Raw genomic sequence first — 24,833 nt, forward strand, 5'->3', positions numbered from 1 at the left:
ATGTTTCTATTGCAGATTGTAATTTTCAGTAAAATAAATTAGTTTTATTGTACTTATTAAAGCCCCTATTTTTATATGATCAACAAAAAATTACTTGCAACATTTGGCTTGCTTTCGATAGTAGTATTTATGGCAATGTCGCCTGCAAAACAGGAGGAAAAACCAAAGTTTACAAACCTGAAAGTTTTACCTAAAAATATTACCGACAAACAACTGCATGTCGTGATGGAAGAATGGGAGCATGCTTTAGGCGCACGCTGCAGTTTTTGCCACGTACGTAACGAAGAAACCAAAAAAATGGACTTTGCAAGTGATGCCAAACCCGAAAAAGAAATGGCCCGCCATATGTTTAAGATGACTGTTATGCTTAACAAAAAATATTTTGAAGCTAAAAAAGACAGCACAGGTATGGTAATGGAAACAGGCGTTAATTGTAACACCTGCCATAAAGGAGTATCACATCCGGAGATAGTTAGGGCATCAGAACAGCCTCGTAAGCCACGGCCGGGTCCCGCACAGGGTGGCCCGCCTCCTGCAGGGCAAGCAGCTCCTGTTGCTACGCCTCCAGCCGGAACCCCGCCGCCAAACGGTAAATAATATTTTCAAAATACACATATTTGCAGAGCATCGATATTATTATATATATTGATGCTCTGCTTGCTTAAGGACATACTTCTAAATTATTTGATATGATAAACAGGAGAAAATTCATTGTTAACACAACCAAATCTGCCGGGGGCATGGCCTTATTAAGTTTGGTGCCATCATTTGTAAAAGCAGGCAACTGGGATGCCAATAAGCAGTACACCGTACAGGAGGTAATAGATATTATATTAAAAGAGGGCAATCTTACACCCATAAACAACACGGTTGATACCTTAAAAAGCGGCAGCGCTGATATGGTTGTTACCGGTATTGTTACCACCATGTTTGCTACCATTACGGTGATTGAACAAGCCGTAAAGCTGAATGCCAACTTTATTATAGCCCACGAGCCAACGTTTTACAACCATACCGATAACCCGGATTGGGTAAAGGATAACAGCATTGTAAAACAGAAACAGGCATTGCTGGCAAAGCATAAAATTACCGTTTGGCGTTTTCATGATTATATTCACAGCTTAAAGCCCGATGCGGTTGCTTATGGCACGGCTAAAAAACTTGGCTGGTTGCCGTATTTTAAAACCGGCAAGTATGATGTTACTATTCCGCCAATGAGTTTGCAACAGTTGGTTAAGCACCTTAAAACATCATTAGGAATTGCGCATGTGCGTGTAATTGGCGACCTGAACCGGCAGTGTTCTCACATTGGTATGTTACCCGGCGCGCCGGGTGGACAAAGGCAGGTTGCCTTTGCTGAAAAAGAAAAGCCCGATGTGCTGGTTGTAGGCGAACTATCTGAATGGGAAACTGCCGAATACATGCGCGATCAGCGGTTATTGGGTGGTAAAATGGCATTGGTAATACTTGGCCACCAGTTTAGCGAAGACCCCGGTATGGAGTATTTGGTAGAATGGCTGCAGCCTAAACTACCGGGCGTTAAAATAACGCATGCAGTCCCGGTTGATCCGTTTATGTGGATGTAAGTTGATGAGTAGTTTGTCTTACCACAAAGCCCACAAAGAATTTATTTACTGTTAAGCACAAAGGTCACAGAGATTTTTACTTTGTGACCTTTGTGCTTTTTCTTAGTGTTCTTTGTGGTTATCATCAATACGCCTACAAATTCTGCGCTATTACAAAGCCACTGGCCCAGGCCCATTGAAAGTTATAGCCGCCCAGCCAGCCGGTAACATCAACACATTCGCCACCAAAAAACATGCCCGGTACTTTTTTAGCTTCGAGGGTTTTTGATGACAGCTCATCGGTATCAATACCGCCTGTCATTACTTCGGCTTTATCATAGCCCTTGGTTCCGGCAGGTTTCACTTTAAACTCATGCATCAGTATGCTAATGTCTTCCAATTCGGTTTTGGTTAACGATGCAAGGTTTTTATCCGCAGGGATATAATCAACCAATGCCTCTGCAAATTTACGGGTAAACAAACCCGACAGATAGGCCAGCAGCATTTTTTTGCCATTTTGCTCGCGTTCCTGCAATATCAGTTCAATAATATCCTTTCCGGGCAGCAGGTCAATAAAAATGTTTTCGCCGGGTTTCCAGTAAGACGAGATCTGGAGAATAGCCGGTCCGCTTAATCCCCAGTGGGTGAAAAGAATATTCTCCTCAAAACTTGCCCTGTCGTTCCAAACCCTGCAAAAAATGCTGTTACCTGATAGCTGCTCGTACCAGGGCAAATCTTTACCGGTAATGGTTAAGGGCACCAGGGCAGGAGAGGTTTCGGTAACCTTCATGTCAAACTTACGTGCTGTACGCAGGCCGAAATCTGTGGCACCCATTTTCTGAATGGGCAATCCGCCGCTGGCAACAACAACTTTTGGTGCGAAGACGGTTTGTTGCTTGCCGTTTCTTTCTATCCTGATATTAAAACCGGCATCCGTTTGTTCAATCCCGGTAACCTCACTATCGCACCATATCTCCTGGTCCAGATCATTACACAGGTCGGTGAAAACGTTCACAATATCTTTAGCCTTATCACTTACCGGGAACAATTGCCCCAGCGTTTTCTCCTTACCTTCAATGCCATAGGTTTCAAAAAAGTTCACGGTGTCATCTACCGTAAACTGAGCCAGAGCAGATCGGGAGAAGTGTTCGTTTTGCGATATGAACTGTTTATGTGTAGTATACAGGTTGGTATAATTGCACCTGCCGCCGCCGCTGATTAGTATTTTGGCGCCAACACGGTCGTTCTTTTCCAGTACTAAAGTACGCTTGCCTAAAAAGCCGGCTTGTACAGCGCACATGAGTCCGCATGCGCCGCCGCCAATTATTATAGCATCAAATTGTGATTGTTTTGTTAAATTTGCTGTCATGGATGATGTTTCGCAAATATCAGAATTTGGAAAGATACTTATCTTTTTAATTACAGGTATCATACTGGTGGGCTTACTATTTGTAACCAACCGGTTTTTGGCACCTAATAATCCAAATTATGAAAAGCAAACCAGCTATGAGTGCGGCGAAGAACCCACCGGCAGCGCATGGTTACCATTCAACTCGCGCTTTTACGTAATAGCACTTGTTTTTTTACTGTTTGATGTAGAGATGGTGTTCGTATTCCCTTGGGCTACTGTTTTTGGCAACCGCGAAATTATACAGCTTGATGAACGGTGGGGATGGGTATCGCTTATAGAGATGTTTGTTTTTTTAGGTATACTGATATTAGGCCTTGCCTATGTTTGGCGCAAAGGCGACCTCGACTGGATAAAACCAACCGTAGTTTTACCCCGAACTGATGCCCTTGTACCGCAATCATTATATGAAAAACTAAACCTGGAGCAAAGCAGTTTTAAGGTGAAGGAGTTTAGTATGGAGGCAACTATTGCAATCAAAGAACCGGCACCCGTAAGTTCTTCTGAAGCCACCGCCATAAAGAAACCAATGTTTAAACCAACATTTAAAAAGCCAGCTAATGACGCCTGATTTAACCAATGAAAGTGGTGGCATAGTGGTCACCAAAGTGAACGACCTGATGAACTGGGCTCGTTTATCATCACTATGGCCTTTAAGTTTTGGTATAGCCTGCTGCGCTATAGAAATGATGGGATCAATGGCAGCAACTTACGACCTTGACCGTTTCGGTGTTTTCCCAAGGCCATCTGCCCGCCAGGCCGATGTAATTATAATAGCAGGTACCGTTACCTTTAAAATGGCCGAGCGTATAAAAAGGCTGTACGAGCAAATGCCCGAGCCTAAATATGTAATATCAATGGGCTCATGCTCTAACTGCGGAGGCCCTTACTGGCAGCATGGTTACCATGTGGTAAAAGGTGTTGACAGGGTAATACCTGTTGATGTTTACGTACAAGGCTGCCCGCCCCGCCCCGAAGCCCTTATCGGCGCTATATTGGAACTGCAAAAGAAAATTGAGCAGGAACACTTAATAGCAGGTTAGTTATGGGTATAGATAATTTTGTAACGTTTGCACTCGCAGCTTTCCTTTTTATAATGACGCCGGGGCTGGATACCATATTTGTGATAAATAAAGCCATAGGGCAGGGTAAAAGAGCAGGCATATATTCGGCATTGGGTGTTAATGCAGGGGTTTTATTCCATACGATATTGGCCGCGCTTGGCTTATCACTTATTGTGGCAGAATCGGCAATGGCTTTTGCTATTGTTAAATATCTTGGCGCCGCTTACCTCATTTATCTTGGTATCAATAAGCTCATTTCAAAAAATAACGGCATCGTGTTAACCGCTGTAGATAAAGATGATAAAAGCAACCTGCAGAATTTTCTATCGGGTGTGGTAACTAACGTACTTAATCCAAAGGTTGCATTATTTTTCCTTGCTTTTTTTCCGCAGTTTATAAAAAAAGAGGCTTTAAGTCAATCGTTACCATTTATCATACTTGGTCTTACTTATGTTTTTTTAGGTTTGATCTGGTATTTAATGCTTAGCCTGTTTGTATCTTTCTTTTCCGCAAAATTTATTGGCAATCCCAAAGCCGGCAACTGGCTCAATAAGTTTTCCGGTGTTGCTTTTGTGCTTATGGGTATAAAAGTTGCATTCTCCAAAAAGTAACATTTTAACCTTACCGCAGATTAATTCCGCCCTTGTCGGTGTTGTCCACCACACGTGTTCGGAAGACGAAAAAGCGGTGAATATGTGCGATTCCCTCCCAACGAGAGGGTGCAGGGAGGGGTTTATGCGATAGGCATTGGCGTAAATAACCCCTACCCGCCACTTCACAGGCAGCCGCGCCCTTCCCCAAGGAAGGAGTTTTGGCATAAATGCAAATCTTCAGAACACTTGTTGGTGTTGTCACCAACAAGCCGCCATGCTTGGCCGCCATATATTGTTTGCTACCTGCCTCAAGGTTGTTACGCCCTTGTTGGTGTTGCATAACAACAAGCCGCCATGCTTAGCCGCCATATATTGTTTGCTACCTGCCTCAGGGTTGTTACGCCCTTGTTGGTGTCCTCACCAACAAGCCGCCATGCTTAGCCGCCATATATTGTTTGCTGCCTGCCTCAAGGTTGTTATGCAACACCAACAACGGCAACAAGTACTTTAAATTATAAATGAAAAATGTGGTGGCGCTATTTTGTCAGTCGCCGTATTTTTAAGTCACTGATTATTACCGAATTGTTGTTGTTCACGATTGTTCACGCCTGTGAACATGAACACTTTTGCTGTTGCTGCGCTTCCTTTGAAATGACATTTCTTTTTTACACTTATTCCATTACATTTGTTACCTATGCAAAAAATTCTGGTAGCTAACAGGGGCGAGATAGCTTTACGTGTAATGCGGTCTGCCCGTGAAATGGGTATAAAAACAGTAGCGGTTTATTCTGCCGCAGATCGCGAAGCACTACACGTACGTTATGCTGATGAAGCTATCTTCATCGGCGAAGCACCATCTAATCAATCATACCTTGTTGGCGATAAAATAATAGCCGCCTGTAAGGAAACAGGTGCTGAAGGAATCCATCCCGGTTACGGCTTTTTAAGTGAAAATGCGGCATTTGCCCGCCAGGTTCGCGAAGCAGGACTGATCCTGATTGGCCCCTCACCGGAAGCTATGGAGATAATGGGTAACAAGTTATCTGCCAAAGCCGCTGCATTAAAGTACAATATCCCTATGGTGCCCGGCACCGAAGAAGCGATAACCGATATCAAGGAAGCCAAACTGCGTGCCGTTGAAGTAGGTTTTCCTATCCTGATAAAGGCTGCCGCGGGCGGTGGCGGTAAAGGTATGCGCATTGTAGATACCCCTGCAGATTTTGAAGAACAAATGAACCTTGCCGTATCCGAAGCTACTTCGGCTTTTGGCGATGGTTCCGTATTTATAGAACGGTATGTTTCATCACCACGGCATATCGAGATACAGGTTTTGGGTGATACACATGGCAATATCGTTCACCTTTTTGAGCGGGATTGTTCCGTACAACGCCGCCACCAAAAGGTGATAGAAGAAGCCCCATCATTTATATTAACGCCAGAGATACGTGAGCAGATGGGCAAAAGCGCGGTAGATGTGGCACGTTCCGTAAACTATACAGGCGCAGGTACCGTGGAGTTTATAATGGATGAGCAGCTAAACTTCTACTTCCTGGAGATGAATACCCGCCTGCAGGTGGAGCACCCGGTAACGGAATTGATAACCGGCATTGATCTGGTAAAAGAACAGATCCGTATAGCGCGTGGCGAGGCCATCAGCTTTAAACAAGGGGACTTAAAGATTCAAGGGCATGCCCTTGAACTGCGTGTTTACGCCGAAGATCCGGATAATAATTTCCTGCCGGATATCGGCACTCTGCAAACCTACGTTACGCCCAAAGGCCCCGGAGTTAGGGTTGATGATGGTTTTGAGCAGGGCATGGAGATCCCTATTTATTATGACCCCATGATAGCCAAGCTGATCACCCACGGTAAAGACCGCATGGAAGCTATTGAACGGATGATCCGCGCTATTGATGAGTATACTATCACCGGGATCACTACTACCCTTGGTTTTGGCAAATTCGTAATGCAGCATGAGGCGTTTACCTCGGGTAATTTTGATACACACTTTGTTAAAAAGCATTTCAACCCCGAATCCCTGCAAACCGGCAGCGAAGACGGGGCGCTTATAGCGGCCTTAATTATGGAAAAGCTGTTGGCAGTCAAAAAAGTAGCGGTTGCCGAAACGGTTAATTGTGAAGACAGCAATTGGGTTAGAAACAGGAGATGATTTTTGGAGCAAAGAGAAAAGAATCAAGAACCAGGAAAAAAAGCTGGGATTATTCAATATCAAATTAGATATTCAAAAGACACTCCATCCATCAAAACTAAGTACATTTGCGGTTTGTAATACATTACTATGGCTAAAGTTTCAATCAACCTGGCAACAGGTTCGATACAAAAAGAAGATATAATTGTAGGCATTGATTTGGGCACTACCAATTCACTGGTGGCTTTCATAGACCCTGATAAAAATCCTAAAGTTATTAATGATACCGGCAAAGGCGTTTTAGTGCCTTCTGTGGTGCATTTTGGCCCAGCCGGCGATATCAAAGTTGGTAACGAAGCAAAGGAATTTTTGGTAACCGATCCGCAGAATACCGTGTTTTCGGTGAAGCGTTTATTGGGCCGCTCTTATGCCGATGTAAAAAACTACCAGAATTTTTTCTCGTACAAAATTATTGATGACGATAGCGAAAGCCTGGTAAAAATTAAGGTAGGCGATAAGTTTTATACGCCAATTGAACTATCTGGATTAATACTGAAAGAACTTAAAGAGCGTGCCGAGCATGCTTTAAAAACCCCGGTTAACCGTGCGGTGATAACTGTACCTGCCTATTTTAACGATTCGCAGCGCCAGGCAACCCGTGATGCAGGTAAACTGGCCGGACTGGACGTTTTGCGTATTGTGAACGAACCTACAGCAGCAAGTCTGGCTTATGGCATCGGCTTAAACCCCGAAGAAACTAAAACTATAGCGGTATATGATTTGGGTGGCGGTACATTTGATGTATCCATATTGCAGATCCAGAACGGTATTTTTGAGGTATTATCTACCAATGGCGATACCTTTTTAGGAGGCGATGATTTTGACCGCGCCATTGCCGATTACTGGATTGAAAAAAACAACATAGATAAAACCGAACTGGCTAACAACCGTGAGCTTATCCAGGAGCTTCGCCTTAAAGCCGAAGAAGCCAAGAAAGCATTTGCCCATCAGAGTCTTTTTAATGAAAAGATTGGAGATATATGGTGCACAATAGATCGTAATACTTTTGAAGAGTTGATATTGCCTAAAGTGCAGCAAACTATTACCAGCTGCCAAAATGCCTTGAGAGATGCTAAACTAACTATCAACGATATTGATGAAGTAGTGATGGTAGGCGGATCAACCCGTACGGCTTTGGTAAAAAAAATGGTGTCGGAGTTTTTTGGCCGCCCGGTGCATGATGATCTGAATCCTGATGAAGTAGTTGCCCTTGGCGCTGCTATACAGGCCGATGTTTTGGCCGGTAACCGCTCAGACATTTTACTGCTTGATGTTACCCCGCTTTCTTTAGGTATTGAAACAATGGGTGGTTTAATGGATACCATTATTCCCCGTAACTCCAAAATTCCTACCAAGGCAGGCCGCCAATACACTACCTCAAAGGACGGACAGGTAAATATGAAGATAGCTGTTTATCAGGGCGAACGTGACCTGATCAGCGAGAACCGTAAACTGGCCGAGTTTGAACTGAAGGGCATCCCGGCGATGCCTGCAGGCTTCCCCAAGGTGGATATAAACTTTATATTGAATGCCGACGGGATCTTAAAGATCCAGGCTATTGAGCTGCGCTCGGGTGTTAAACAGGAAGTGGAAGTAAAACCAGCCTACGGAATTAGCGATGACCTGGTGGAGCAAATGCTGATGGATAGTATTACCCATGCCAAAGACGATGTAAGCGCCCGTATGTTGATTGAGGCTAAAACCGAGGCCGATCAAATGGTTTATACTGTTGAGCGTTTCCTTGAAAAGAACGGAAGTTTGCTGAATGGTGAGGAAATAAGCAATACAAATATCCACTTAGAAGCCCTTAAAGCGGCTTTGGCCACCGGCGATAAAGACCTTATCCACGCTAAAATTGACGACCTGAACAATTTTACCCGCCCATTTGCCGAACGCGTAATGGACGTAGCTATCAGTACAGCTATGAAGGGTAAGAGTATAGAATAGTATAACATAGAATGTCATTGCGAGGAGTGAAACGACATGGCAAACTCGTAGCCAGTGCTAAACGCTTTGCTTTCGACGAGATTGCCGCGCTACGCTCGTAATGACATATAATAAGATTTGTTAAATTATAAACCACATCATTTTGAGAAACATCTTCCATATACTTTTACTGTTAATCTTTTCGGTATCAATTGGCTGTGCATCGGTAAGGACCCTGAGACGGGATACCAGTACTACTACTGCTAAAGCTACTCTAGATACGGCACGGTACGATTCTTTAATGGCCCGCCTGGCTAATGGCGATAAAACCGGTAAATGGCCGGTGAAAAAATCACCATACCCATTGCCGGGAGCAATTTTACCGTTTAATAGGGTGGTAGCTTACTATGGCAATATGTATTCTAAAAATATGGGTATACTAGGCCAGTACGAGCCTAAAGTAATGCTGGAGAAATTAAAAGCTGAAGTAAAGAACTGGGAGGATGCAGATCCTGAAACACCTGTGAAACCTGCCTTGCATTATATTTGTGTAACTGCCCAGGCAGATGCCGGTCGGAATGGCCTGCACAATCTGCGGATGCCTTTTAGCCAGATTGATAAGGCGATTGAAATGGCTAAACCTATTGATGCTTTAGTATTTTTAGATATCCAGGTGGGTTTTAGTACGGTAGAAGAGGAATTGCCGCGTTTAGAAAAATACTTAAAAATGCCCAACGTTCATTTTGGTATCGACCCGGAGTTTTCCATGAAAGAGGGCAGCGTACCCGGCAAGCGCATTGGTACATTTGATGCTAAAGACATTAACTTTGTGAGCAATTATTTAAATAATCTTTGCAAAAAGTATAACCTGCCTCCAAAAATATTTGTGGTGCACCGTTTTACGCGGTTAATGGTAACTAATTACAAGGATATTAAACTGAATAGCAATGTTCAGTTTGTAATGGATATGGATGGCTGGGGTGGCCCCGAGCTGAAAAAAGGCACCTATAAATATTTTGTAGCAGGCGAGCCGGTGCAGTTTACGGGGTTTAAGTTATTCTACAAAAATGATGTGAAGAAAGTGCCTAACCGTATGATGACGCCTAAAGAAGTGCTGAGCCTAAAACCGGCCCCTATTTACATTCAATACCAGTAAAGCTATGTATACACTGCTCAAGCAATTCCTTATAAACAACATGAAGGTTGATGAGGGAGAACTTGATGTTTTTTGCAAAAGGTTCAGGCATAAAACCACCAAACGGAATGAGATTTTGTTGCAGATTGGCGATGTATGCCCGTATATTTATTTTGTAAACTCGGGTTGCCTGCGTATTTATATGCTTGATGTAAATGGCAAAGAGTCAACCCGTTTTTTGGTGACTGAGGGCAGGTTTGGTACATCTTTCCCCAGCTTTACCTTGCAGGAACCATCCCTGGCATATATCCAAAGTATTGAACCGTCTGACGTGCTTTATATCAGCCATTATGATTTTAACAAATTGTTTGATGATTTCCCGGGGTGGGAGCATAGCTACCGCATCGGCCTGCAGATGGATTATATAGCTTCTATTAAACGGATAGAAAGTTTAATTACTATGGATGCTAAACAGCGTTATCAATCGCTCATGGAAACCAATCCAGCCCTTATACAAAGGTTACCCTCAAAAATTATTGCCGACTACCTGGGCATATCGCAGGAAACATTGAGCCGTCTCAAATCAAAAAAGTAAATTATTGACATTTGTCAATAACAGGTACGCATTTTATATATTGCTTTGCATATCAATTTAATAATCATGCAATTCAAGTACATTTTAAGCTTAATATTGCTGCTGCCGTTTGCAGCAATTGGGCAGGCACAGCAAACATTTATAGGCGAGCAAAACTTACGTTTTAAAGATACCGCCCGTAACCGCCCGCTGGTAACCGAAGTATGGTACCCCACAACTGATAAGAGCAGGCAGCCATCCCTAAAAAAGGATTATCCATTTATTACCGAGCCAACCATCTGGAGCGCGCAATTGCCTGCTGAAAAACATCCGCTAATTATGATATCGCATGGTACAGGTGGCGGCAGAATGACCCTGGAATGGCTGGCCGACGCACTGGTAAAACAAGGCTTTATAGTAGCAGCGGTAGACCATTGGGGAAATACTTATGATAATAAAATTGCTATGAACTTTGTTACCCCATGGCACAGGGCACAAGATATTAGCTACGTGCTTACCCAATTATTAAATCATCCCGAATTTGGCAAAGTGATTGACAAGGAACATATCGGCGCGGCAGGGTTTTCAATTGGCGGCTATACGGTTATTGCTTTGGCCGGCGGTAAACTTGATATAGATGCCCTTGCTGATTTCTCAAAAACGCCGCAGGGTATAAAAGAAACCACCGTTCCCGAATTTCCTAATTTAATGGCTTCGGTAAAAATAGAAGATATAAAGGCGTCATTTGCGAAAAGTCCGTCGTTAAAAGATGACCGTATCAAAGCATTTTTTGCGATATGCCCGGGAATAGGGCAGGGATTTACGAAGGCAAGTCAGTTAAAGGATGTTAAAAGGCCCATATATATTGTAGGTACCGAAGGCGATGTTATGACCCCCGCGAAAACTAACGCGACGCATTACCATAACCTGATGCCTAAGTCGCAATATTATTTAGTAAAGGGAAAGGCGGGGCATTATGTGTTCTTAAACGAAGCTATACCTATAGTTAAGCAATCAGATGCTCTGCTTTTTAATGATGCCCCGGGAGTTGACAGGCATGCCGTGCATGAATTAGTAGGTGGTATGGCAGCGGCCTTTTTTAAAAGTAACCTCAAATAAGCCGAAACAAAAAAGCCCCATTTTGGGGCTTCTTTGTTTGTAATCAGGAATAGAATAGAGCAATTATAATTTGCTGATCTCTTCTTGTTCTTTTAAAGCAGAAATATTGTTTTTGCTGCTGTATTCATCGGTTTGGGTTGCAAAATCGGCCAGGATGCTTACAATAGTGTCAAGGTTGTCGGTTACGCGCTGGTGCATATCAGGCAGGTCTTTTTCTAACCTTTTATTTCCCAGGTCAATATTATCTACTTCTATCTTAGCTAATTTTTGAATTATAGCTTGCTGACTATTCTTTAAATCTTCTAATTCATGGACAATCTTTTCCATCAATTCAAACTTTCTTATCTTATCCATAGTATCTTATAATTTGTATTATTCTATAACGCCATCCGCAATAAATTGTTTAAAATTTGGAAATATCATTTATAACTAATAATTTAGTTATGTGAAATCCATCGGTTATCTTTTAGTTTTTTCGCTTTTGCCTATGGTGCTTTTGGCGCAGCAAGCCAATAAACCAGACGATGCCTTACTGCTTGATTATTACCAGAACCAGCGCTTTAAAGAAGCGTCAGATTATTTGAAAACCATTTACACCGAGCCTGTCGCTGGTACAAAAGCGCTGGCGCAACTGGCCTACACGGCAAACATGGCCGGGCGCTTAGCCGAGGCCGAAGGTTATTACCAGCGCATTTATAATGCCGACTCTACCAATACTTCGGTATTATATAGTTTAGGCAGCCTTAACCTGCGCAGGGGGAATGCATTAAAAGCCGAGAGCTTTTATAAAAGGATCATCGCCCGCGATACTACTAACTTTTTGGTGTATAAGCAGCTGGCCGGAATAAGCAGTGATAAAAATGATATTGCTTCTGTTGTGGTTTACCTGCAAAAGGCCAATAAATTGAACCCTGCCGAACCGGATGTAGCCTCAGACCTGAGCGATCTATATGTAAGTATGAAGTTTAATAGCCAGGCCGAGAAGGTATTAAATGCAGCTATACTTGCCGACCCTGAAAATATTGTTCTGCTGAACAGCTTGCTTAAATTGGTATACGCAGAAAAGAAATGGCCGGAAGCCGTTGAGGCCGGCCTTAAGTTAGTAAAGAACGGAAATAATTCGGGGCAGGTGCTAACCAAGCTTGGAGCCGCATATTATAATTTAAAGAATTACGAATGCAGCATAGCCGCGTTTGCCGATATAGCAGACATGGCACAAAACGAAACCAGCTATTATTATGCAGCGCTTGCTTATAAGGCGCTAAAAGATAACCGTATGGCTATTGAAAAAATGTACAAAGCTATTGCAGAAGGTGTATCGCCAAATGTTGCCTCTTATTATGGTGAGATTGCAGATAGTAATGAAAAGCTGTCGAAGTTTAAAAGAGCCGCTTTAGCTTATCAAAAAAGCCTACAGTTTGATGATCAAAACCCAATGATCTATTACTCCATGGCCAGCTTATATGATACCGAACTAAAGGATAAGAGAAGCGCGGTTAAGTATTATAAAAAGTATTTGTCGCTAAAGCCTTCGGTTGAAAAGCAGAAAAGCTTTATTGATTACTCCAAAAGCCGTATAGTCATGCTGAGCCGTTAACGTTGCATTAAACGGGCCACGTATTTACCTATAATATCAAACTCCAGGTTCACTTGTGTGCCTACGCGCACGTTGTGCAGGTTAGTATGTTCATACGTGTAAGGAATAATGGCTACCGAGAAATAATGGGGGCCGGAGTTAACCACGGTTAAGCTGATGCCATTAACGCAAATGGAGCCTTTCTCTACAGTTACATTACCTACGGCTGCATCATATTCAAAAGTGTATTCCCAACTGCCATCCAGCTCGGTGAAATTGGTACAGGTGGCGGTTTGGTCAACATGGCCCTGTACAATGTGGCCATCTAAACGGGCGTTCATTTGCATGCAGCGTTCCAGGTTAACGGGTTCGCCAACTTTTAGGTCGCCTATACTGGTTTTATTCAGCGTTTCCTCAATGGCGGTAACGGTATGTGTGCCATCGGCCAGTGCAATCACTGTTAAACAAACACCGTTATGCGCCACCGATTGATCAATCTTTAGCTCTTGTGCTATTGATGATGCTACGGTAATATGCAGGTTGCCCTGTTCGTGACGCAGGTTGGTCACTTTTCCTAAAGTTTCAATTATTCCTGTAAACATGCCTGATTTGATGAACAGCGCAAAATTAAGATTTTTTGCGGGTACATTTTATTGCTGATAAATAAGAGGAGATTAGTATGAGATTTGATGTAGGAGGCAATTTCACTCACCCAACATTTGCTGTATTTGTCAATCCTTTACTTAAAACAACTCTTCATTTCAACTCTCTTATTGCGCAGATCCTTACCGCCTTCCATAACAGATTTTAGGTTGGTCAGGTAAAACGTCCAGCCTATTTGGCATTGTACTAACAAGTTCTTTTCAGGGTCGCCTTCCCAGGGGATATCCTCCTGCACCAGATCAATAATGGTTAAGCCATTGCGCGTACTAAACGAAACGCTTACAACGCTGTTATTGGTAAAGGTAAACTTCAGAAAGTCTTGGCCATTAGCCTCCAATACGCTGCCATTTTGCTGTACAGAATTGTCATAACCATGCCAGTACCAGGTATAGGTGTCCTCTTTTAAAATTTGCTCATCAAATGCCCGTAAACGCATAGGTACGCTATAAAAATTGGCTTTGCGTAAAAACCACTTCTCCAGTCCGCCAGGGGTAGCCCAGGCGAGGTAAAGAGTTCGTAAGTCAACATTGTAGTCGCCACAAATCGTAAATTTGTTCCACCGGGTATCTTCCATGGCAATAAGGTATATATTGGTTATACATTAGTAAAACTAACCATTATAGTTTGTGTTTTGCTAATTTGCCATTAAATCATTTTTTATGCCAAAACAAAGCGCAGGAATACTTTTATACCGGATGACAGATAACCAGCCGCAGGTTTTCCTTGTTCATCCCGGCGGGCCGTTTTTCCGCAATAAGGATGAAGGGGCATGGTCTATTCCCAAAGGTGAATACGTTGATGGCGAAGAAGCACTCGCTGCCGCCCTACGTGAATTTGAGGAAGAAACGGGCCAGGCCATCAGCGGTAAATTTATTGAGCTGCAGCCCATTAAACAAAAAAGCGGTAAGGTAGTGCAAGCCTGGGCGGTTGAAGGTGATATAGATCATGATACCATCAAAAGCAATCTTTTTGAGATAGAATGGCCCCCTAGATCAGGCAAAAAGGTGAGCTTTCCGGAAATTGACAGGGCGAGTTGGTTTACAATAGATATCGCGAAGCAAAAGATAATACCCGCGCAGGCAGGGTTAATACAAGAATTGGAAGGGTTGATTTCTTAGAATTTTTGGAATACTACAACGGAAATAATCACTACATTTTGTAACGCTAATCTTTTCGGCATCGTTGTATAAATAATAATTTGTAATTACTTTCATAGCCTGATGAATAAACACCCCTTATTATCTCTGCTGCTGCCTTTACTGTTAGTTACAACTATTTCTGAGGCCCAGCAATTTGGGGGGAATCCACCCTCTATAAAGTGGAAACAGATAAATACCAAAGCAGCTAAGGTTATCTATTCCCAGGGATTGGATTCGTCTGCCATGCGCATCGCTGATATTATCCAGCAGATGGATCCGGCCATTAAGCCAACCATCGGCTTTAAGCAAAAGCAAGTAAGTATAGTGTTGCAAAATCAAACCACTATATCAAATGGTTATGTAGGTTTGGCCCCTTTCCGCAGTGAATTTTATTTAACACCAGAGCAAAATAGTTTGGAGCTTGGCAGCTTGCCATGGCCGGTACAATTGGCTATCCACGAGTTTAGGCATGTGCAGCAATACAATAACTTTAATGTGGGCTTGTCGCATACCCTAAAAGTAGTATTTGGCGAAGGCGGACAAGCATTGGGCAACGACCTGAGCATCCCCAATTGGTTTTTTGAGGGTGATGCCGTTTATAACGAAACCCATGTAAGCGAACAGGGCAGGGGGCGATTGCCGTTTTTTTATAATGGATACCGCGCCTTATGGTCTGTAGGGCGCAATTATAGCTGGATGAAGCTGCGTAACGGATCATACCGCGATTATATCCCAGATCATTACCCTATGGGTTATATGCTGGTTGCCTATGGCCGCGAAAAATATGGCAACACTTTCTGGAAGAACGTTACGCATGATGCCGCATCATATAAGGGCCTGTTTTATCCGTTCCAAAAAGCGGTAAAAAAGTATTCGGGTAAAAGCTATACCCAATTCAGGGGCGATGCTTTTGATCATTTTAAGCAGGAGTTTAAAAACGACAAGCCCGATAACAGGTTTAAGAAAAACCAGCACTTTATAGCCGACCGTCAATATCCGGCGTATGTGAATGACAGTACGCTCATTTATTTAAAAACCACTTATAGCCATATCCCGCAGTTTGTAATTAAAACAGGCAACAGGGAAAGGGCCATTAGCGTACAGGATATTACTACTGATAATTACTTTACTTACCACAATGGTAAAATAGTATACGCCGCTTACCGGCCTGACGTACGCTGGGGTTACCGTAATTATAACGAACTGGTTGTGCTTGATGTTAACACAGGTAAAGAGCGCCGTATCACCCGGAAAACCAAATATTTCTCACCATCGTTTAGTCCGGATGATAAAAGGATAGTGGCTGTACAGGTTGATCCGTCGGGTAAAAGCGAACTGCATTTGCTGGATGCCGAAAGCGGTAAGCTGATGTCTGTTATCCCGAATAGTAGTAAGTTGTTTTATACCCATCCTAAATTTTATGGGGCTGATCAGCTTGTATCGGCAGTGCGGAACCCGGCCGGGGAAATGTCACTGGCATTAATTGATATTAAAGCAGGTACTACAAAATACCTTTTGCCCTTTAGTCACCAGCCAATTGCTTACCCGACGGTACAGGGAGATGTTGTTTATTTTACCAAAACCAGTGGTGCTGATGATCGCCTATATGCATTAGCGATTAAAAATAAGAAGCTATCCGTGGTGTCAGGACTGCCACAAAAAGGATCAGTTGGGGCTTACCAGCCTGCTGTTACGCCGGGTAAACTGGCTTGGGTAGGCTTCAGCGCGTTTGGATATACGTTAAATGAGGTAGATAGTAAGGACTTGCAATTATCACCTGTAAATACTGATAAATCGCTCACACTATCAGAATTAGGCATTAGCAAATTAGATCAGGATTCATCTGCAAATCTTCTGGCATCGGTTACACCAACACCGCTTACTGTTACCAACTATAACAAGGCACATGGTTTTTTTAATTTCCATAGTCTTATCCCAAACCTTAATGACCCCAACTATTCTGTGGCATTGGTAGGAGAGAACGTTATCAATACTTTTCAATCACGGCTTTCCTTTAATTATAATCGGGATGAGGGCTATAAACGAGTGGGTTATGATGCCATATTCGGCGGACTGTTCCCGTATATCTCCGCAGGTGGTGGTTATACTTTTGACAGGCGCGGATTTTACCAGGGGAACAACATTTACTATAACGAGACGGACTTGCACGCCGGTTTACAGCTGCCCTTAAACTTAACGGAGGGTAAACATTCTACATCCTTATCAGCAGGAAGCGATATTTATTACAGCCGCAACACATTCCAACAGCCATATAGGGCCATGTTTGCCGACAGGCAATATACTTATCTGAATAATTACATTCGTTTTAGTACTCAAATACAACAGGCTAAACAAAACATCAATCCGCGCTTTGCCCAAAGCATTAGCCTTAATTATAAAACCGCTATATCAAGTATCAGTGCCAGTCAGTTTTTAGCCGCGGGTTCCTTTTATTTTCCAGGTTTATCAATAAACCATAGTTTGGTTATCAGCGGGGCGCACCAGCAAAAAGGACAAAAAAATGCGGTCAGCTTTTCCAACGATTTTCCATTTTCAAAAGGTTACGGCGCCGAGAACCTGGATAATATGAACAAGGTGGGGGTAAGTTATCATTTCCCTATTGTTTATCCTGATGCAGGTGTTGCCAATCTTGCATATCTACTGCGCTTACGCGGATACCTGTTCTATGACCATACCCATGCTACAAGCTCACAGTTTACACTTAATGGCAGTCCGTTTAAAGCGAACTTCCGGTCGGCAGGGGCAGCGGTATTTTTTGATACCAAGCTGTTTAACCAGGGCTCGGTATCCTTTGGTGTGCGTTACAGCTACCTGTTAGATCCTGATTATTTTGGTGGTAATGGAAAAAATAGGTTTGAGTTGATATTGCCTGTGAGCTTGTTTTAATTAGTGATTTAGTGAATTATCGAGTTGATGAATTAATGAGTTAGTGATTTAGTGAATAATTAACTCGAAGTATTATCCTCAATCGCTAACTCGCTAATTCAATAAATCACCTATTATCCTCAATCACTAATTCACTAAATCATTAACTCACTAATTATTTGGAGTTCGCTGCCTTCAATATAGCTCTTACCCTGTCGGCGCTTGTAACATCAAGGTTGTACTCATCGTCAATGCCGGTACTCATCAGGATATGGTCGTTTTTGTACTGCATCTGGCTTGGAATATTGATCCGGGCAGATGAATGTACCTCGGTTACCCCGGTGAAATGTACCAGGTCGGCAACGTTGTTTTCTGTGACACCACTACCCGCCATTATGGATATTCTGCCGGCGGCCTTTTCAACAAGGTGGGCCAGAACGGTTGCGCCTTCCATAGCGGTGCTTTTACCACCCGAGGTAAGTATCCGGTCGCAACCCATCTCTATAATGTCTTCAAGGGCCTGGAATTGGTCTGTACACATATCAAACGCACGGTGAAAGGTTACGCCCAATCCCCATTGCTTGGCCATGCGCACCAACTCGGTACAACGCGGTTTATCAATAGTACCATCTGCATTAAGTATCCCTATAACTATACCATCGCAACCGGCTTCAATACAGTTTCTTATATCAGCCTGTATTATTTCATATTCAAGGCTGGTATACAGGAAATCGCCACGGCGCGGCCTTATTAGTACAAAAAGTTTAATGTGTAAATGTTTGCGTGCCAGTATCAGCTGGCCATATGAAGGTGTAGTTCCCCCTTCAGCTAAATTTTCGCAAAGTTCAACCCGTGATGCACCACCATCCTGCGCAGCTATAGCAGATGTTACTGAATTAGCACAAACTTCCAGCCGGACTGTAGTTGAGAGTTCATTATTCATGTTTAGGTTGCATTAAAAAACGTGGCGTACAATGTATATAACTTGTGCAGGCTATTTTAGCCCCAAATTTAAGAATTGCTATTTATATACTACTTACTTTCTTTATAAAAGCTTTTTCCCGGAATCAGCAGGTCCTGTTTTTTAGAATCGCATACCGCAAAACTGAAACCCTCCTGTATGGCATAAGCGCCGTATTCGCCTTTTTTGTTAATGGCTAAAAAGCCCACTTGTATCTCTTTAGCAGTAGCAGGTTTCTTTTTAATAATGCGGCTAACAGCTTCCTTACAAGCATCTTCAGGCGAGTATCCCTGGCGCATAAGCTCTACCACTAAAAAGCTGCCTACGTTGCGTATCACTTCTTCGCCCACACCGGTTGATGTAGCACCGCCCACTTCATTATCTACATATAAGCCTGCTCCAATTATTGGGCTATCACCTACACGGCCATGCAGTTTAAATGCCATGCCGCTGGTTGTACAGGCACCGCTAATGTTGCCTTTCGCGTCAATTGCAAGCATGCCAATAGTATCATGATTGTATTTACTGCCCGGGCGGCGCTGCTCATTCTCTATATTTATTTTAGGAGAATATTCAGCTTTTACCAGCCATTTCTTCCAGGCCTTTTCAGATTCAGGCGTTAATAGTTTTTCTTTTTTAATACCCTGCTCAACGGCAAATTGTGTAGCACCATCGCCAACCAGCATTACGTGCGGGGTTTTTTCCATTACCAGGCGGGCCACGGTAATAGGGTGGGCAATGTTTTCCATAGCGGCAACAGAGCCGCAATTACCAAACTCATCCATAATACAGGCATCAAGGGTAACACGGCCATCGCGATCCGGATAACCGGCACGGCCAACCGTATGGTTCTTCATATCTGCTTCAGGAATTTTAACGCCTGCTTCAACCGCATCTAAGGCACGTCCACCTTTTTCGAGGGTTTTCCATGCTTCTTTATTGGCCGCTATGCCAAAATCCCAGGTAGATATAACAATGGGCAGGTTGCCGGGGGCAATTAAATCTGCAGCTTTTACACTGCTGTATTTAGACAATGCTGTAAGAGATGCACTTACGGCTGATATTTTAAGGAATTTACGGCGGTTAAACATGTAGCTAATATAATGTCAGGTTATATATAAGTTTAATTGTATCAGTTTTGATACATTGGTACTGGCCTCACCTAAATCCTCTCCAAAGGAGAGGACTTTAAGACCCAAGTTTTAATTTTCTACACCCTCTCCTTTGGAGAGGGCCGGGGTGAGGCTTTACTCCTTTGGAGAGGGCTGGGGTGAGGCCTATTCAAAATCTTTCCCGCAGTTAAAGCAATGCCAGGCTTTATTGGCATAAAACGGAAAAATAGCCAGGAACATTGATAATACAGCGGCCACCCAACTGATCTTTTTCTCGGTTGCAGTGCCGTAACGTACATCTGTAGACCCGCAATAAGGGCAAATAATAGCGTCGCTGCTTAAGTCCTCGGCGTTGCTTTGTTCTATCAGTGCGTCATCTTCTGCCAGAATTTCTTTGCACCTTTCCAGGTCGCGTTCAAATATTTTTAGTTTTATACCCCCCGCGGCCTGGTTGTATATCGGGTTAGCGGTTAAAAAGTTTTCGTCGGCGACAAAGCAGGGGATATCGTTATCCTCCAGTTTACTGCGGATAAGGTGCGCCAGCATAGGGTCATAATAGCTTGCGTAGGTTATTATCTTATCTCCGGGTTCTGTTGCCATGGTTATATTCAAAATATATGCGAAGGTAAATTGTTTTTTGTTTAATTTGAGGAATGAACCGCATTGATCGTATATCTGCCATTTTAATACAGCTGCAATCGCGCCGGATAGTAAAGGCCTGCGATATTGCCGATAGGTTCAGCATTAGCCTGCGTACTGTTTACCGGGATGTAAAAACACTTGAAGAAGCAGGGATCCCCATAATAGGAGAGGCCGGGGTAGGTTATTCCATTATGGATGGATACAGGCTGCCGCCCATTATGTTTACCCGTGAAGAAGCCATCGCTTTTTTAACTGCCGAAAAGTTCATGGAGAAGATGACGGATGAATCTACCACGGCGCAGCATAAATCGGCCATGTATAAAATAAGGGCCATCCTTAAAACAGCCGAGAAGGATATGCTGGAGAATATGGATAGCAGTATAGAGGTATTAAAGAGCCGGGCACAACACCGCGTAAATAATAACGACCATATTCAAACTATACTAAATGCCATTGCCCATAAAAAGGTGCTTTATATGGATTACAAAGCAGGCTACACCCAGGAACAAACCAAAAGGCATGTTGAGCCGGTAGGTATTTTCTATCTGGATAGTTACTGGCACCTGATAGCCTATTGCCGTATGCGAAGCGATTACCGTGATTTTAGGTGCGACCGCATGGTTTCACTTACAGAAACCGATCAAACTTTTTCTGGCAAGCACCCAACTTTAAAAGCTTACATAGCCCAAACTGCCGAAGAAAAGAAATTGGAAACCATCGTAATTAAAGTGGAAACCAGCATGGCCCGCTACATTAACGAGCAAAAATATTACCACGGTTTTGTATCTGAAAGGGAACTAAAAGACAATACCGAAATGACCTTTCTGACCATGTATGTTGAGGGTTTTGCCCGCTGGTTTATGATGTTTGGCGATAGGGCAGAGATCATAAATCCGCAGCACTTAAAGGATAAAGTAGGGGAGTTGGCCGACAGGATCGCGCAAAGAAACCTAGCCATATAAATCGATCGATCCGGGCTTATCTTTTAAACGATTGATTAGTTTATAATTGATCCGGTAAGCCTGTTATTACCAATTTAATTTCAAGAACATCTTTAAGTAGCAACCAATATTGCCCGAGCGATGTGAAATTTTTTTCATATGATGTTATTATTTAGTTAATATTTATATCTTAATGATTAAAAATTAGTTATGTATCAATATAACTTTTAGTGATGACGCTTTTTTGGCCTGTTTTAGCCGTTTTTTGCAATAATTATTTATCCCTGCTGACATACTGTTGTCAATTTATCTGCTTGTTTTGTGGCTAAGTTTTTGTATTCGATAAATAAGCGACAATAAAAAAATGCCAACAAAATATTGGATAGTAGTTGTATCAAAAGATCATTTAGCACGCGGCGTTGAGGGCGGTTTCATGCAAGCCAATCACGGTAAAGAAGGTCCGCTGAAAAAGTTAACTGCGGGCGACTGGGTGATCTTTTATTCGCCTAAGCAAACTTATGGTGGGCATGAACCGTTGCAATCATTTACAGCTATTGGGCAGGTGAGCGATGATAAGATCTATCAGCATAAAATGGCCAATGACTTTATCCCTTACCGGCGCAATGTTGAATTTTATAAATGTGAAGAAACCCCCATTAAACCATTAATTACCGACCTGGCATTTATAGAAAATAAAAAGGCATGGGGCTATAAATTCAGGTTTGGATTTTTTGAGATAACGGGGCATGACTTTAAACTGATCAGGTCGGCAATGATAAAAGGAGAACCAATACACACTAAACATATCTAAATAAAAACCATTATGAGCAAGCAAGCATTAACAACCAAAATAGACTTTAACGCCCCCGCGGCTAAAGTATGGAAAGGGGTAACCGACCCTGAACTGGTTAAGCAATATTTTTTTGGTACAAACTTAAAATCCGACTGGAAAGTAGGCAGCCCTATCACCTTTAGCGGCGAATGGGATGGCAAATCATATGAAGACAAAGGAACCATACTGGAGATAACACCCGGTGAGTATGTAAAGTACAGCTACTGGAGCAGCATGGGCGGTACCGAAGACAAGCCCGAAAACTACGCGAACATAAGCTATAGGGTAACTGAAAAGGATGGCAAAACTACTTTAGAAATTACCCAGGATGGTATTAAGGATGAGGCCACAAAAGAACACTCCGAGCAAAACTGGCAAATGGTATTTGGCGGATTAAAGAAGATATTGGAAGAGAAGTAAATATATCCTGTATATTCACCATCGCGTCATTGCGCGAGTACGAAGCAGGGTCACTACGAGAAACCAACCCAGCGCGTCATTGCGAGGTACGAAGCAATCCCCGATAGAAAGGTAGGCGACATGCATGTTAGGGATTGCTTCGTACCTCGCAATGACGCGTTTATCTAAACTTAAAAATATGAATCACGAAACCGAAAGCCTGCCTATGTTTTTTATTGCCGGCATATCCGTACGGACTATTAATAAAGACGGACAGGCAAATAATGATATAGGCGGATTATGGCAAACCTTTACTCAAGGTAATATGGCTGATAAGCTTGAAGACAAAGAAGGTAACGAAATTTATTGTGTTTACACCGATTATGAATCTGACCATAACGACTACTACACCGCCATATTGGGTTGCAAAGTAAGCTCAATAGAATACCTGCCCGAAGGCTTTACGGGTAAGGCTGTACCGGCAGGTAAATACGCGGTATTTACTCCACAAGGTAAGTTCCCTGCAAGCATTGCTGCAACCTGGCAATACATTTGGCAGGCAGATATTAACAGAACATACACTGCAGATTTTGATGTGTATGACACAGCCGGTAAAAACTTTGAAGATATTGAATCAAAAGTTTACGTAGCGATAGACTAAATGCTTAGCGGACGAAGGTCATTCTTTGTCCGCTTTTTTCACTGGCAAAGGCGCCATTCTCATAAGCCAGGTTGCCGGATACAATGGTGCTCACCACCTGTGATTTAAAGGTTGACCCTTCAAACGGCGACCAGCCGCATTTGTACAATATGTTGCTTTTGTTTACATGCCAGGGGTTGTTTAAATTAACCAGTACAAGGTCGGCATGGTAACCCTCGCGGATAAAGCCTCGTTTTTCTATCTGAAATATGGTGGCAACGTTATGCGCCATTTTTTCGGCTATCTGTTCCAGCGTTATTTTACCGTGATGATAAAGCTCCAGCATGGCAGTAAGCGCATGCTGTACTAATGGCCCGCCGCTTGGTGCCTGCAGGTAAGGCAGTGCTTTTTCTTCAATAGTATGCGGGGCGTGGTCGGTAGCAATAACATCAATATGGCCATCAAGCACAGCCTTTAAAATGCCATCGCGGTCGGCCTCTGTTTTTACAGCGGGGTTCCATTTTATCAGGTTACCCTTTTCCTCATAATCTGCATTGGTAAACCATAAATGATGAATACAGGCTTCGGCGGTTATCCGTTTGTTGGCCAGCGGGATATCACTTTTAAATAAATGCGTTTCACGTTCTGTTGATATATGCAGTATGTGCAGCCGGGTATTATGCTTTTTAGCCAGCTCTACCGCCATTGATGACGATAGGTAACAAGCCTCTGCACTCCTTATCTTAGGGTGCATCCGTGCCGGGATGTTCTCACCAAGCAATTGTTTATAATGGTTCAGGTTGCTTTGTATGGTCGCCTCGTCTTCGCAATGGGTGGCTATCAGCATGGGCGAATGGGCAAACAGGTTTTCTAATGTAGCCGGGTTATCCACCAACATATTTCCGGTTGATGAGCCCATGAAAACCTTTATGCCGCAAACATTTTTAACATCGGTACGCATCACCTCATCAAGGTTATCATTTGATGCGCCCATGAAAAATGAATAGTTAGCCAGTGAGTTATGTGCTGCTATTTCATATTTATCTTTAAGTAATTGTTGGGTAAGGGCGTTAGGTACAGTATTAGGCATCTCCATAAAAGAGGTAATACCACCGGCAACAGCAGCGCGCGATTCTGAGTGGATATTGCCCTTATGTGTTAACCCCGGTTCACGAAAATGCACCTGGTCGTCAATACAACCGGGGAAAAGGTACAGGCCTTCGGCGTTGATCTCTTTATCAGCCGGGGTGTTTATATGGCTTTCAATCCGGTCAATTAAACCATCCTTAACCAATACGTCGGCTACCTGCTGACGGCCTTCATTAACAATTGTTGCTTTTTTTATGATGATAGACGACATAAAGCAAATATAAGCTTTAGTGAGGAAATAAGGCGTAAAGACAAAGTACAAAGGGCAGGTATTTAGCACGCTTATGCTTCATCTTTGAG

At 43.0% G+C, this 24,833-nt stretch carries 25 protein-coding genes; 17 read left to right on the plus strand and 8 right to left on the minus strand.

Going from position 1 to position 24,833, the window contains the following annotated elements; translation table 11 throughout:
* Positions 1-75 precede the first annotated feature (75 nt).
* Together WC743_RS01400 and WC743_RS01405 are read left to right on the plus strand one after the other, a co-directional pair.
* Positions 76-597 carry a c-type cytochrome gene (locus tag WC743_RS01400; protein WP_373009936.1) on the plus strand — a complete coding sequence of 174 codons (522 nt, stop codon included), beginning with the start codon at positions 76-78 and terminating at the stop codon, positions 595-597.
* 92 nt (positions 598-689) lie between these two features.
* Positions 690-1,586 carry a Nif3-like dinuclear metal center hexameric protein gene (locus WC743_RS01405; RefSeq protein WP_373009937.1) on the plus strand — a complete coding sequence of 299 codons (897 nt, stop codon included), beginning with the start codon at positions 690-692 and terminating at the stop codon, positions 1,584-1,586.
* A 133-nt stretch (positions 1,587-1,719) separates the two neighbouring features.
* Here the strand turns inward: WC743_RS01405 and WC743_RS01410 are convergent, their stop codons facing one another.
* Positions 1,720-2,934 (minus strand): NAD(P)/FAD-dependent oxidoreductase, encoded by a 1,215-nt coding sequence (locus tag WC743_RS01410; RefSeq protein ID WP_373009938.1) that lies wholly within the window; start codon positions 2,932-2,934, stop codon positions 1,720-1,722.
* On the opposite strand from WC743_RS01410, the gene WC743_RS01415 reads away from it, so the two are divergent.
* The 8 genes from WC743_RS01415 to WC743_RS01450 all read left to right on the plus strand — a co-directional run bounded on the left by WC743_RS01415 (position 2,933) and on the right by WC743_RS01450 (position 11,593).
* Positions 2,933-3,544, plus strand: coding sequence for an NADH-quinone oxidoreductase subunit A (locus WC743_RS01415; RefSeq protein ID WP_373009939.1), 612 nt, complete (start codon positions 2,933-2,935; stop codon positions 3,542-3,544). The genes WC743_RS01410 and WC743_RS01415 overlap by 2 nt on opposite strands.
* Positions 3,534-4,016 (plus strand): NADH-quinone oxidoreductase subunit B, encoded by a 483-nt coding sequence (locus tag WC743_RS01420; protein WP_373009940.1) that lies wholly within the window; start codon positions 3,534-3,536, stop codon positions 4,014-4,016. The genes WC743_RS01415 and WC743_RS01420 overlap by 11 nt, the downstream gene beginning before the upstream one ends.
* A 2-nt stretch (positions 4,017-4,018) precedes the next feature.
* Positions 4,019-4,648, plus strand: a complete 630-nt coding sequence (locus WC743_RS01425) for a LysE family translocator (RefSeq protein ID WP_373009941.1) — start codon at positions 4,019-4,021, stop codon at positions 4,646-4,648.
* Positions 4,649-5,324: 676 nt separating this feature from the next.
* The gene (gene accC / locus WC743_RS01430) at positions 5,325-6,800 is read left to right on the plus strand and encodes an acetyl-CoA carboxylase biotin carboxylase subunit (protein ID WP_373009942.1); all 1,476 of its coding nucleotides are present in this window, start codon (positions 5,325-5,327) and stop codon (positions 6,798-6,800) included.
* Between the two features lie 129 nt (positions 6,801-6,929).
* On the plus strand, positions 6,930-8,786 hold the full coding sequence (gene hscA / locus WC743_RS01435) for a Fe-S protein assembly chaperone HscA (protein WP_373009943.1): 1,857 nt from the start codon (positions 6,930-6,932) through the stop codon (positions 8,784-8,786).
* A gap of 142 nt (positions 8,787-8,928) precedes the next feature.
* Positions 8,929-9,921: a hypothetical protein gene (locus WC743_RS01440; protein WP_373009944.1), complete on the plus strand. Its 993-nt coding sequence runs from the start codon at positions 8,929-8,931 to the stop codon at positions 9,919-9,921.
* 4 nt (positions 9,922-9,925) lie between these two features.
* Positions 9,926-10,495: a Crp/Fnr family transcriptional regulator gene (locus tag WC743_RS01445; protein ID WP_373009945.1), complete on the plus strand. Its 570-nt coding sequence runs from the start codon at positions 9,926-9,928 to the stop codon at positions 10,493-10,495.
* Positions 10,496-10,561: 66 nt separating this feature from the next.
* Positions 10,562-11,593 (plus strand): alpha/beta hydrolase family protein, encoded by a 1,032-nt coding sequence (locus WC743_RS01450; protein WP_373009946.1) that lies wholly within the window; start codon positions 10,562-10,564, stop codon positions 11,591-11,593.
* 63 nt (positions 11,594-11,656) lie between these two features.
* Here the strand turns inward: WC743_RS01450 and WC743_RS01455 are convergent, their stop codons facing one another.
* Positions 11,657-11,947 carry a hypothetical protein gene (locus tag WC743_RS01455; protein WP_373009947.1) on the minus strand — a complete coding sequence of 97 codons (291 nt, stop codon included), beginning with the start codon at positions 11,945-11,947 and terminating at the stop codon, positions 11,657-11,659.
* A 91-nt stretch (positions 11,948-12,038) separates the two neighbouring features.
* Between WC743_RS01455 and WC743_RS01460 the strand changes: the two genes are divergently transcribed.
* Positions 12,039-13,190 (plus strand): hypothetical protein, encoded by a 1,152-nt coding sequence (locus WC743_RS01460; protein WP_373009948.1) that lies wholly within the window; start codon positions 12,039-12,041, stop codon positions 13,188-13,190.
* Here the strand turns inward: WC743_RS01460 and WC743_RS01465 are convergent.
* Positions 13,187-13,771 (minus strand): riboflavin synthase, encoded by a 585-nt coding sequence (locus tag WC743_RS01465; protein WP_373009949.1) that lies wholly within the window; start codon positions 13,769-13,771, stop codon positions 13,187-13,189. The genes WC743_RS01460 and WC743_RS01465 overlap by 4 nt on opposite strands.
* Positions 13,772-13,908: 137 nt before the next feature.
* Positions 13,909-14,406, minus strand: coding sequence for an SRPBCC domain-containing protein (locus WC743_RS01470; protein WP_373009950.1), 498 nt, complete (start codon positions 14,404-14,406; stop codon positions 13,909-13,911).
* Between the two features lie 85 nt (positions 14,407-14,491).
* Between WC743_RS01470 and WC743_RS01475 the strand changes: the two genes are divergently transcribed.
* Positions 14,492-14,950: an NUDIX domain-containing protein gene (locus tag WC743_RS01475; RefSeq protein WP_373009951.1), complete on the plus strand. Its 459-nt coding sequence runs from the start codon at positions 14,492-14,494 to the stop codon at positions 14,948-14,950.
* A 102-nt stretch (positions 14,951-15,052) separates the two neighbouring features.
* Positions 15,053-17,878, plus strand: coding sequence for a TolB family protein (locus tag WC743_RS01480; protein WP_373009952.1), 2,826 nt, complete (start codon positions 15,053-15,055; stop codon positions 17,876-17,878).
* 154 nt (positions 17,879-18,032) lie between these two features.
* On the opposite strand, the gene WC743_RS01485 is transcribed toward WC743_RS01480, so the two are convergent.
* The 3 genes from WC743_RS01485 to WC743_RS01495 form a co-directional block, all read right to left on the minus strand.
* The gene (locus tag WC743_RS01485; protein ID WP_373009953.1) at positions 18,033-18,800 is read right to left on the minus strand and encodes a copper homeostasis protein CutC; all 768 of its coding nucleotides are present in this window, start codon (positions 18,798-18,800) and stop codon (positions 18,033-18,035) included.
* A gap of 89 nt (positions 18,801-18,889) precedes the next feature.
* A complete protein-coding gene (locus tag WC743_RS01490) occupies positions 18,890-19,909 on the minus strand; it encodes a N(4)-(beta-N-acetylglucosaminyl)-L-asparaginase (RefSeq protein ID WP_373009954.1) in 1,020 nt (339 codons plus the stop codon).
* Between the two features lie 186 nt (positions 19,910-20,095).
* Positions 20,096-20,530 carry a DUF2007 domain-containing protein gene (locus WC743_RS01495; protein ID WP_373009955.1) on the minus strand — a complete coding sequence of 145 codons (435 nt, stop codon included), beginning with the start codon at positions 20,528-20,530 and terminating at the stop codon, positions 20,096-20,098.
* 53 nt (positions 20,531-20,583) lie between these two features.
* Here WC743_RS01495 and WC743_RS01500 point away from each other — a divergent pair, with 53 nt between their 5' ends.
* From WC743_RS01500 to WC743_RS01515, 4 genes are all read left to right on the plus strand, one after another.
* Positions 20,584-21,534, plus strand: coding sequence for a helix-turn-helix transcriptional regulator (locus WC743_RS01500; RefSeq protein ID WP_373009956.1), 951 nt, complete (start codon positions 20,584-20,586; stop codon positions 21,532-21,534).
* Between the two features lie 343 nt (positions 21,535-21,877).
* On the plus strand, positions 21,878-22,324 hold the full coding sequence (locus WC743_RS01505; RefSeq protein ID WP_373009957.1) for an EVE domain-containing protein: 447 nt from the start codon (positions 21,878-21,880) through the stop codon (positions 22,322-22,324).
* Positions 22,325-22,336: 12 nt separating this feature from the next.
* Entirely contained in the window at positions 22,337-22,765 is a 429-nt protein-coding gene (locus WC743_RS01510; RefSeq protein ID WP_373009958.1) for an SRPBCC family protein, read from the plus strand.
* A 178-nt stretch (positions 22,766-22,943) separates the two neighbouring features.
* A complete protein-coding gene (locus WC743_RS01515; RefSeq protein ID WP_373009959.1) occupies positions 22,944-23,405 on the plus strand; it encodes a GyrI-like domain-containing protein in 462 nt (153 codons plus the stop codon).
* A 4-nt stretch (positions 23,406-23,409) separates the two neighbouring features.
* Here WC743_RS01515 and WC743_RS01520 read toward each other — a convergent pair whose 3' ends face one another.
* Positions 23,410-24,744 (minus strand): dihydroorotase, encoded by a 1,335-nt coding sequence (locus WC743_RS01520; RefSeq protein WP_373009960.1) that lies wholly within the window; start codon positions 24,742-24,744, stop codon positions 23,410-23,412.
* Positions 24,745-24,833: the final 89 nt, after the last annotated feature.

Source organism: Mucilaginibacter sp., assembly GCF_041660805.1.
Lineage (GTDB): Bacteria > Bacteroidota > Bacteroidia > Sphingobacteriales > Sphingobacteriaceae > Mucilaginibacter.

Excerpts from the sequence above, each read along its gene's own strand:
- WC743_RS01400 (WP_373009936.1), top strand. The coding sequence starts at position 76 with ATGATCAACAAAAAATTACTTGCAACATTTGGCTTGCTTTCGATAGTA.
- WC743_RS01405 (WP_373009937.1), top strand. The coding sequence starts at position 690 with ATGATAAACAGGAGAAAATTCATTGTTAACACAACCAAATCTGCCGGG.
- WC743_RS01415 (WP_373009939.1), top strand. The coding sequence starts at position 2,933 with ATGGATGATGTTTCGCAAATATCAGAATTTGGAAAGATACTTATCTTT.
- WC743_RS01410 (WP_373009938.1), bottom strand. The coding sequence starts at position 2,934 with ATGACAGCAAATTTAACAAAACAATCACAATTTGATGCTATAATAATT.
- WC743_RS01420 (WP_373009940.1), top strand. The coding sequence starts at position 3,534 with ATGACGCCTGATTTAACCAATGAAAGTGGTGGCATAGTGGTCACCAAA.
- WC743_RS01425 (WP_373009941.1), top strand. The coding sequence starts at position 4,019 with ATGGGTATAGATAATTTTGTAACGTTTGCACTCGCAGCTTTCCTTTTT.
- accC (WP_373009942.1), top strand. The coding sequence starts at position 5,325 with ATGCAAAAAATTCTGGTAGCTAACAGGGGCGAGATAGCTTTACGTGTA.
- hscA (WP_373009943.1), top strand. The coding sequence starts at position 6,930 with ATGGCTAAAGTTTCAATCAACCTGGCAACAGGTTCGATACAAAAAGAA.
- WC743_RS01445 (WP_373009945.1), top strand. The coding sequence starts at position 9,926 with ATGTATACACTGCTCAAGCAATTCCTTATAAACAACATGAAGGTTGAT.
- WC743_RS01450 (WP_373009946.1), top strand. The coding sequence starts at position 10,562 with ATGCAATTCAAGTACATTTTAAGCTTAATATTGCTGCTGCCGTTTGCA.
- WC743_RS01455 (WP_373009947.1), bottom strand. The coding sequence starts at position 11,947 with ATGGATAAGATAAGAAAGTTTGAATTGATGGAAAAGATTGTCCATGAA.
- WC743_RS01465 (WP_373009949.1), bottom strand. The coding sequence starts at position 13,771 with ATGTTTACAGGAATAATTGAAACTTTAGGAAAAGTGACCAACCTGCGT.
- WC743_RS01470 (WP_373009950.1), bottom strand. The coding sequence starts at position 14,406 with ATGGAAGATACCCGGTGGAACAAATTTACGATTTGTGGCGACTACAAT.
- WC743_RS01475 (WP_373009951.1), top strand. The coding sequence starts at position 14,492 with ATGCCAAAACAAAGCGCAGGAATACTTTTATACCGGATGACAGATAAC.
- WC743_RS01480 (WP_373009952.1), top strand. The coding sequence starts at position 15,053 with ATGAATAAACACCCCTTATTATCTCTGCTGCTGCCTTTACTGTTAGTT.
- WC743_RS01485 (WP_373009953.1), bottom strand. The coding sequence starts at position 18,800 with ATGAATAATGAACTCTCAACTACAGTCCGGCTGGAAGTTTGTGCTAAT.
- WC743_RS01490 (WP_373009954.1), bottom strand. The coding sequence starts at position 19,909 with ATGTTTAACCGCCGTAAATTCCTTAAAATATCAGCCGTAAGTGCATCT.
- WC743_RS01495 (WP_373009955.1), bottom strand. The coding sequence starts at position 20,530 with ATGGCAACAGAACCCGGAGATAAGATAATAACCTACGCAAGCTATTAT.
- WC743_RS01500 (WP_373009956.1), top strand. The coding sequence starts at position 20,584 with ATGAACCGCATTGATCGTATATCTGCCATTTTAATACAGCTGCAATCG.
- WC743_RS01505 (WP_373009957.1), top strand. The coding sequence starts at position 21,878 with ATGCCAACAAAATATTGGATAGTAGTTGTATCAAAAGATCATTTAGCA.
- WC743_RS01510 (WP_373009958.1), top strand. The coding sequence starts at position 22,337 with ATGAGCAAGCAAGCATTAACAACCAAAATAGACTTTAACGCCCCCGCG.
- WC743_RS01515 (WP_373009959.1), top strand. The coding sequence starts at position 22,944 with ATGAATCACGAAACCGAAAGCCTGCCTATGTTTTTTATTGCCGGCATA.
- WC743_RS01520 (WP_373009960.1), bottom strand. The coding sequence starts at position 24,744 with ATGTCGTCTATCATCATAAAAAAAGCAACAATTGTTAATGAAGGCCGT.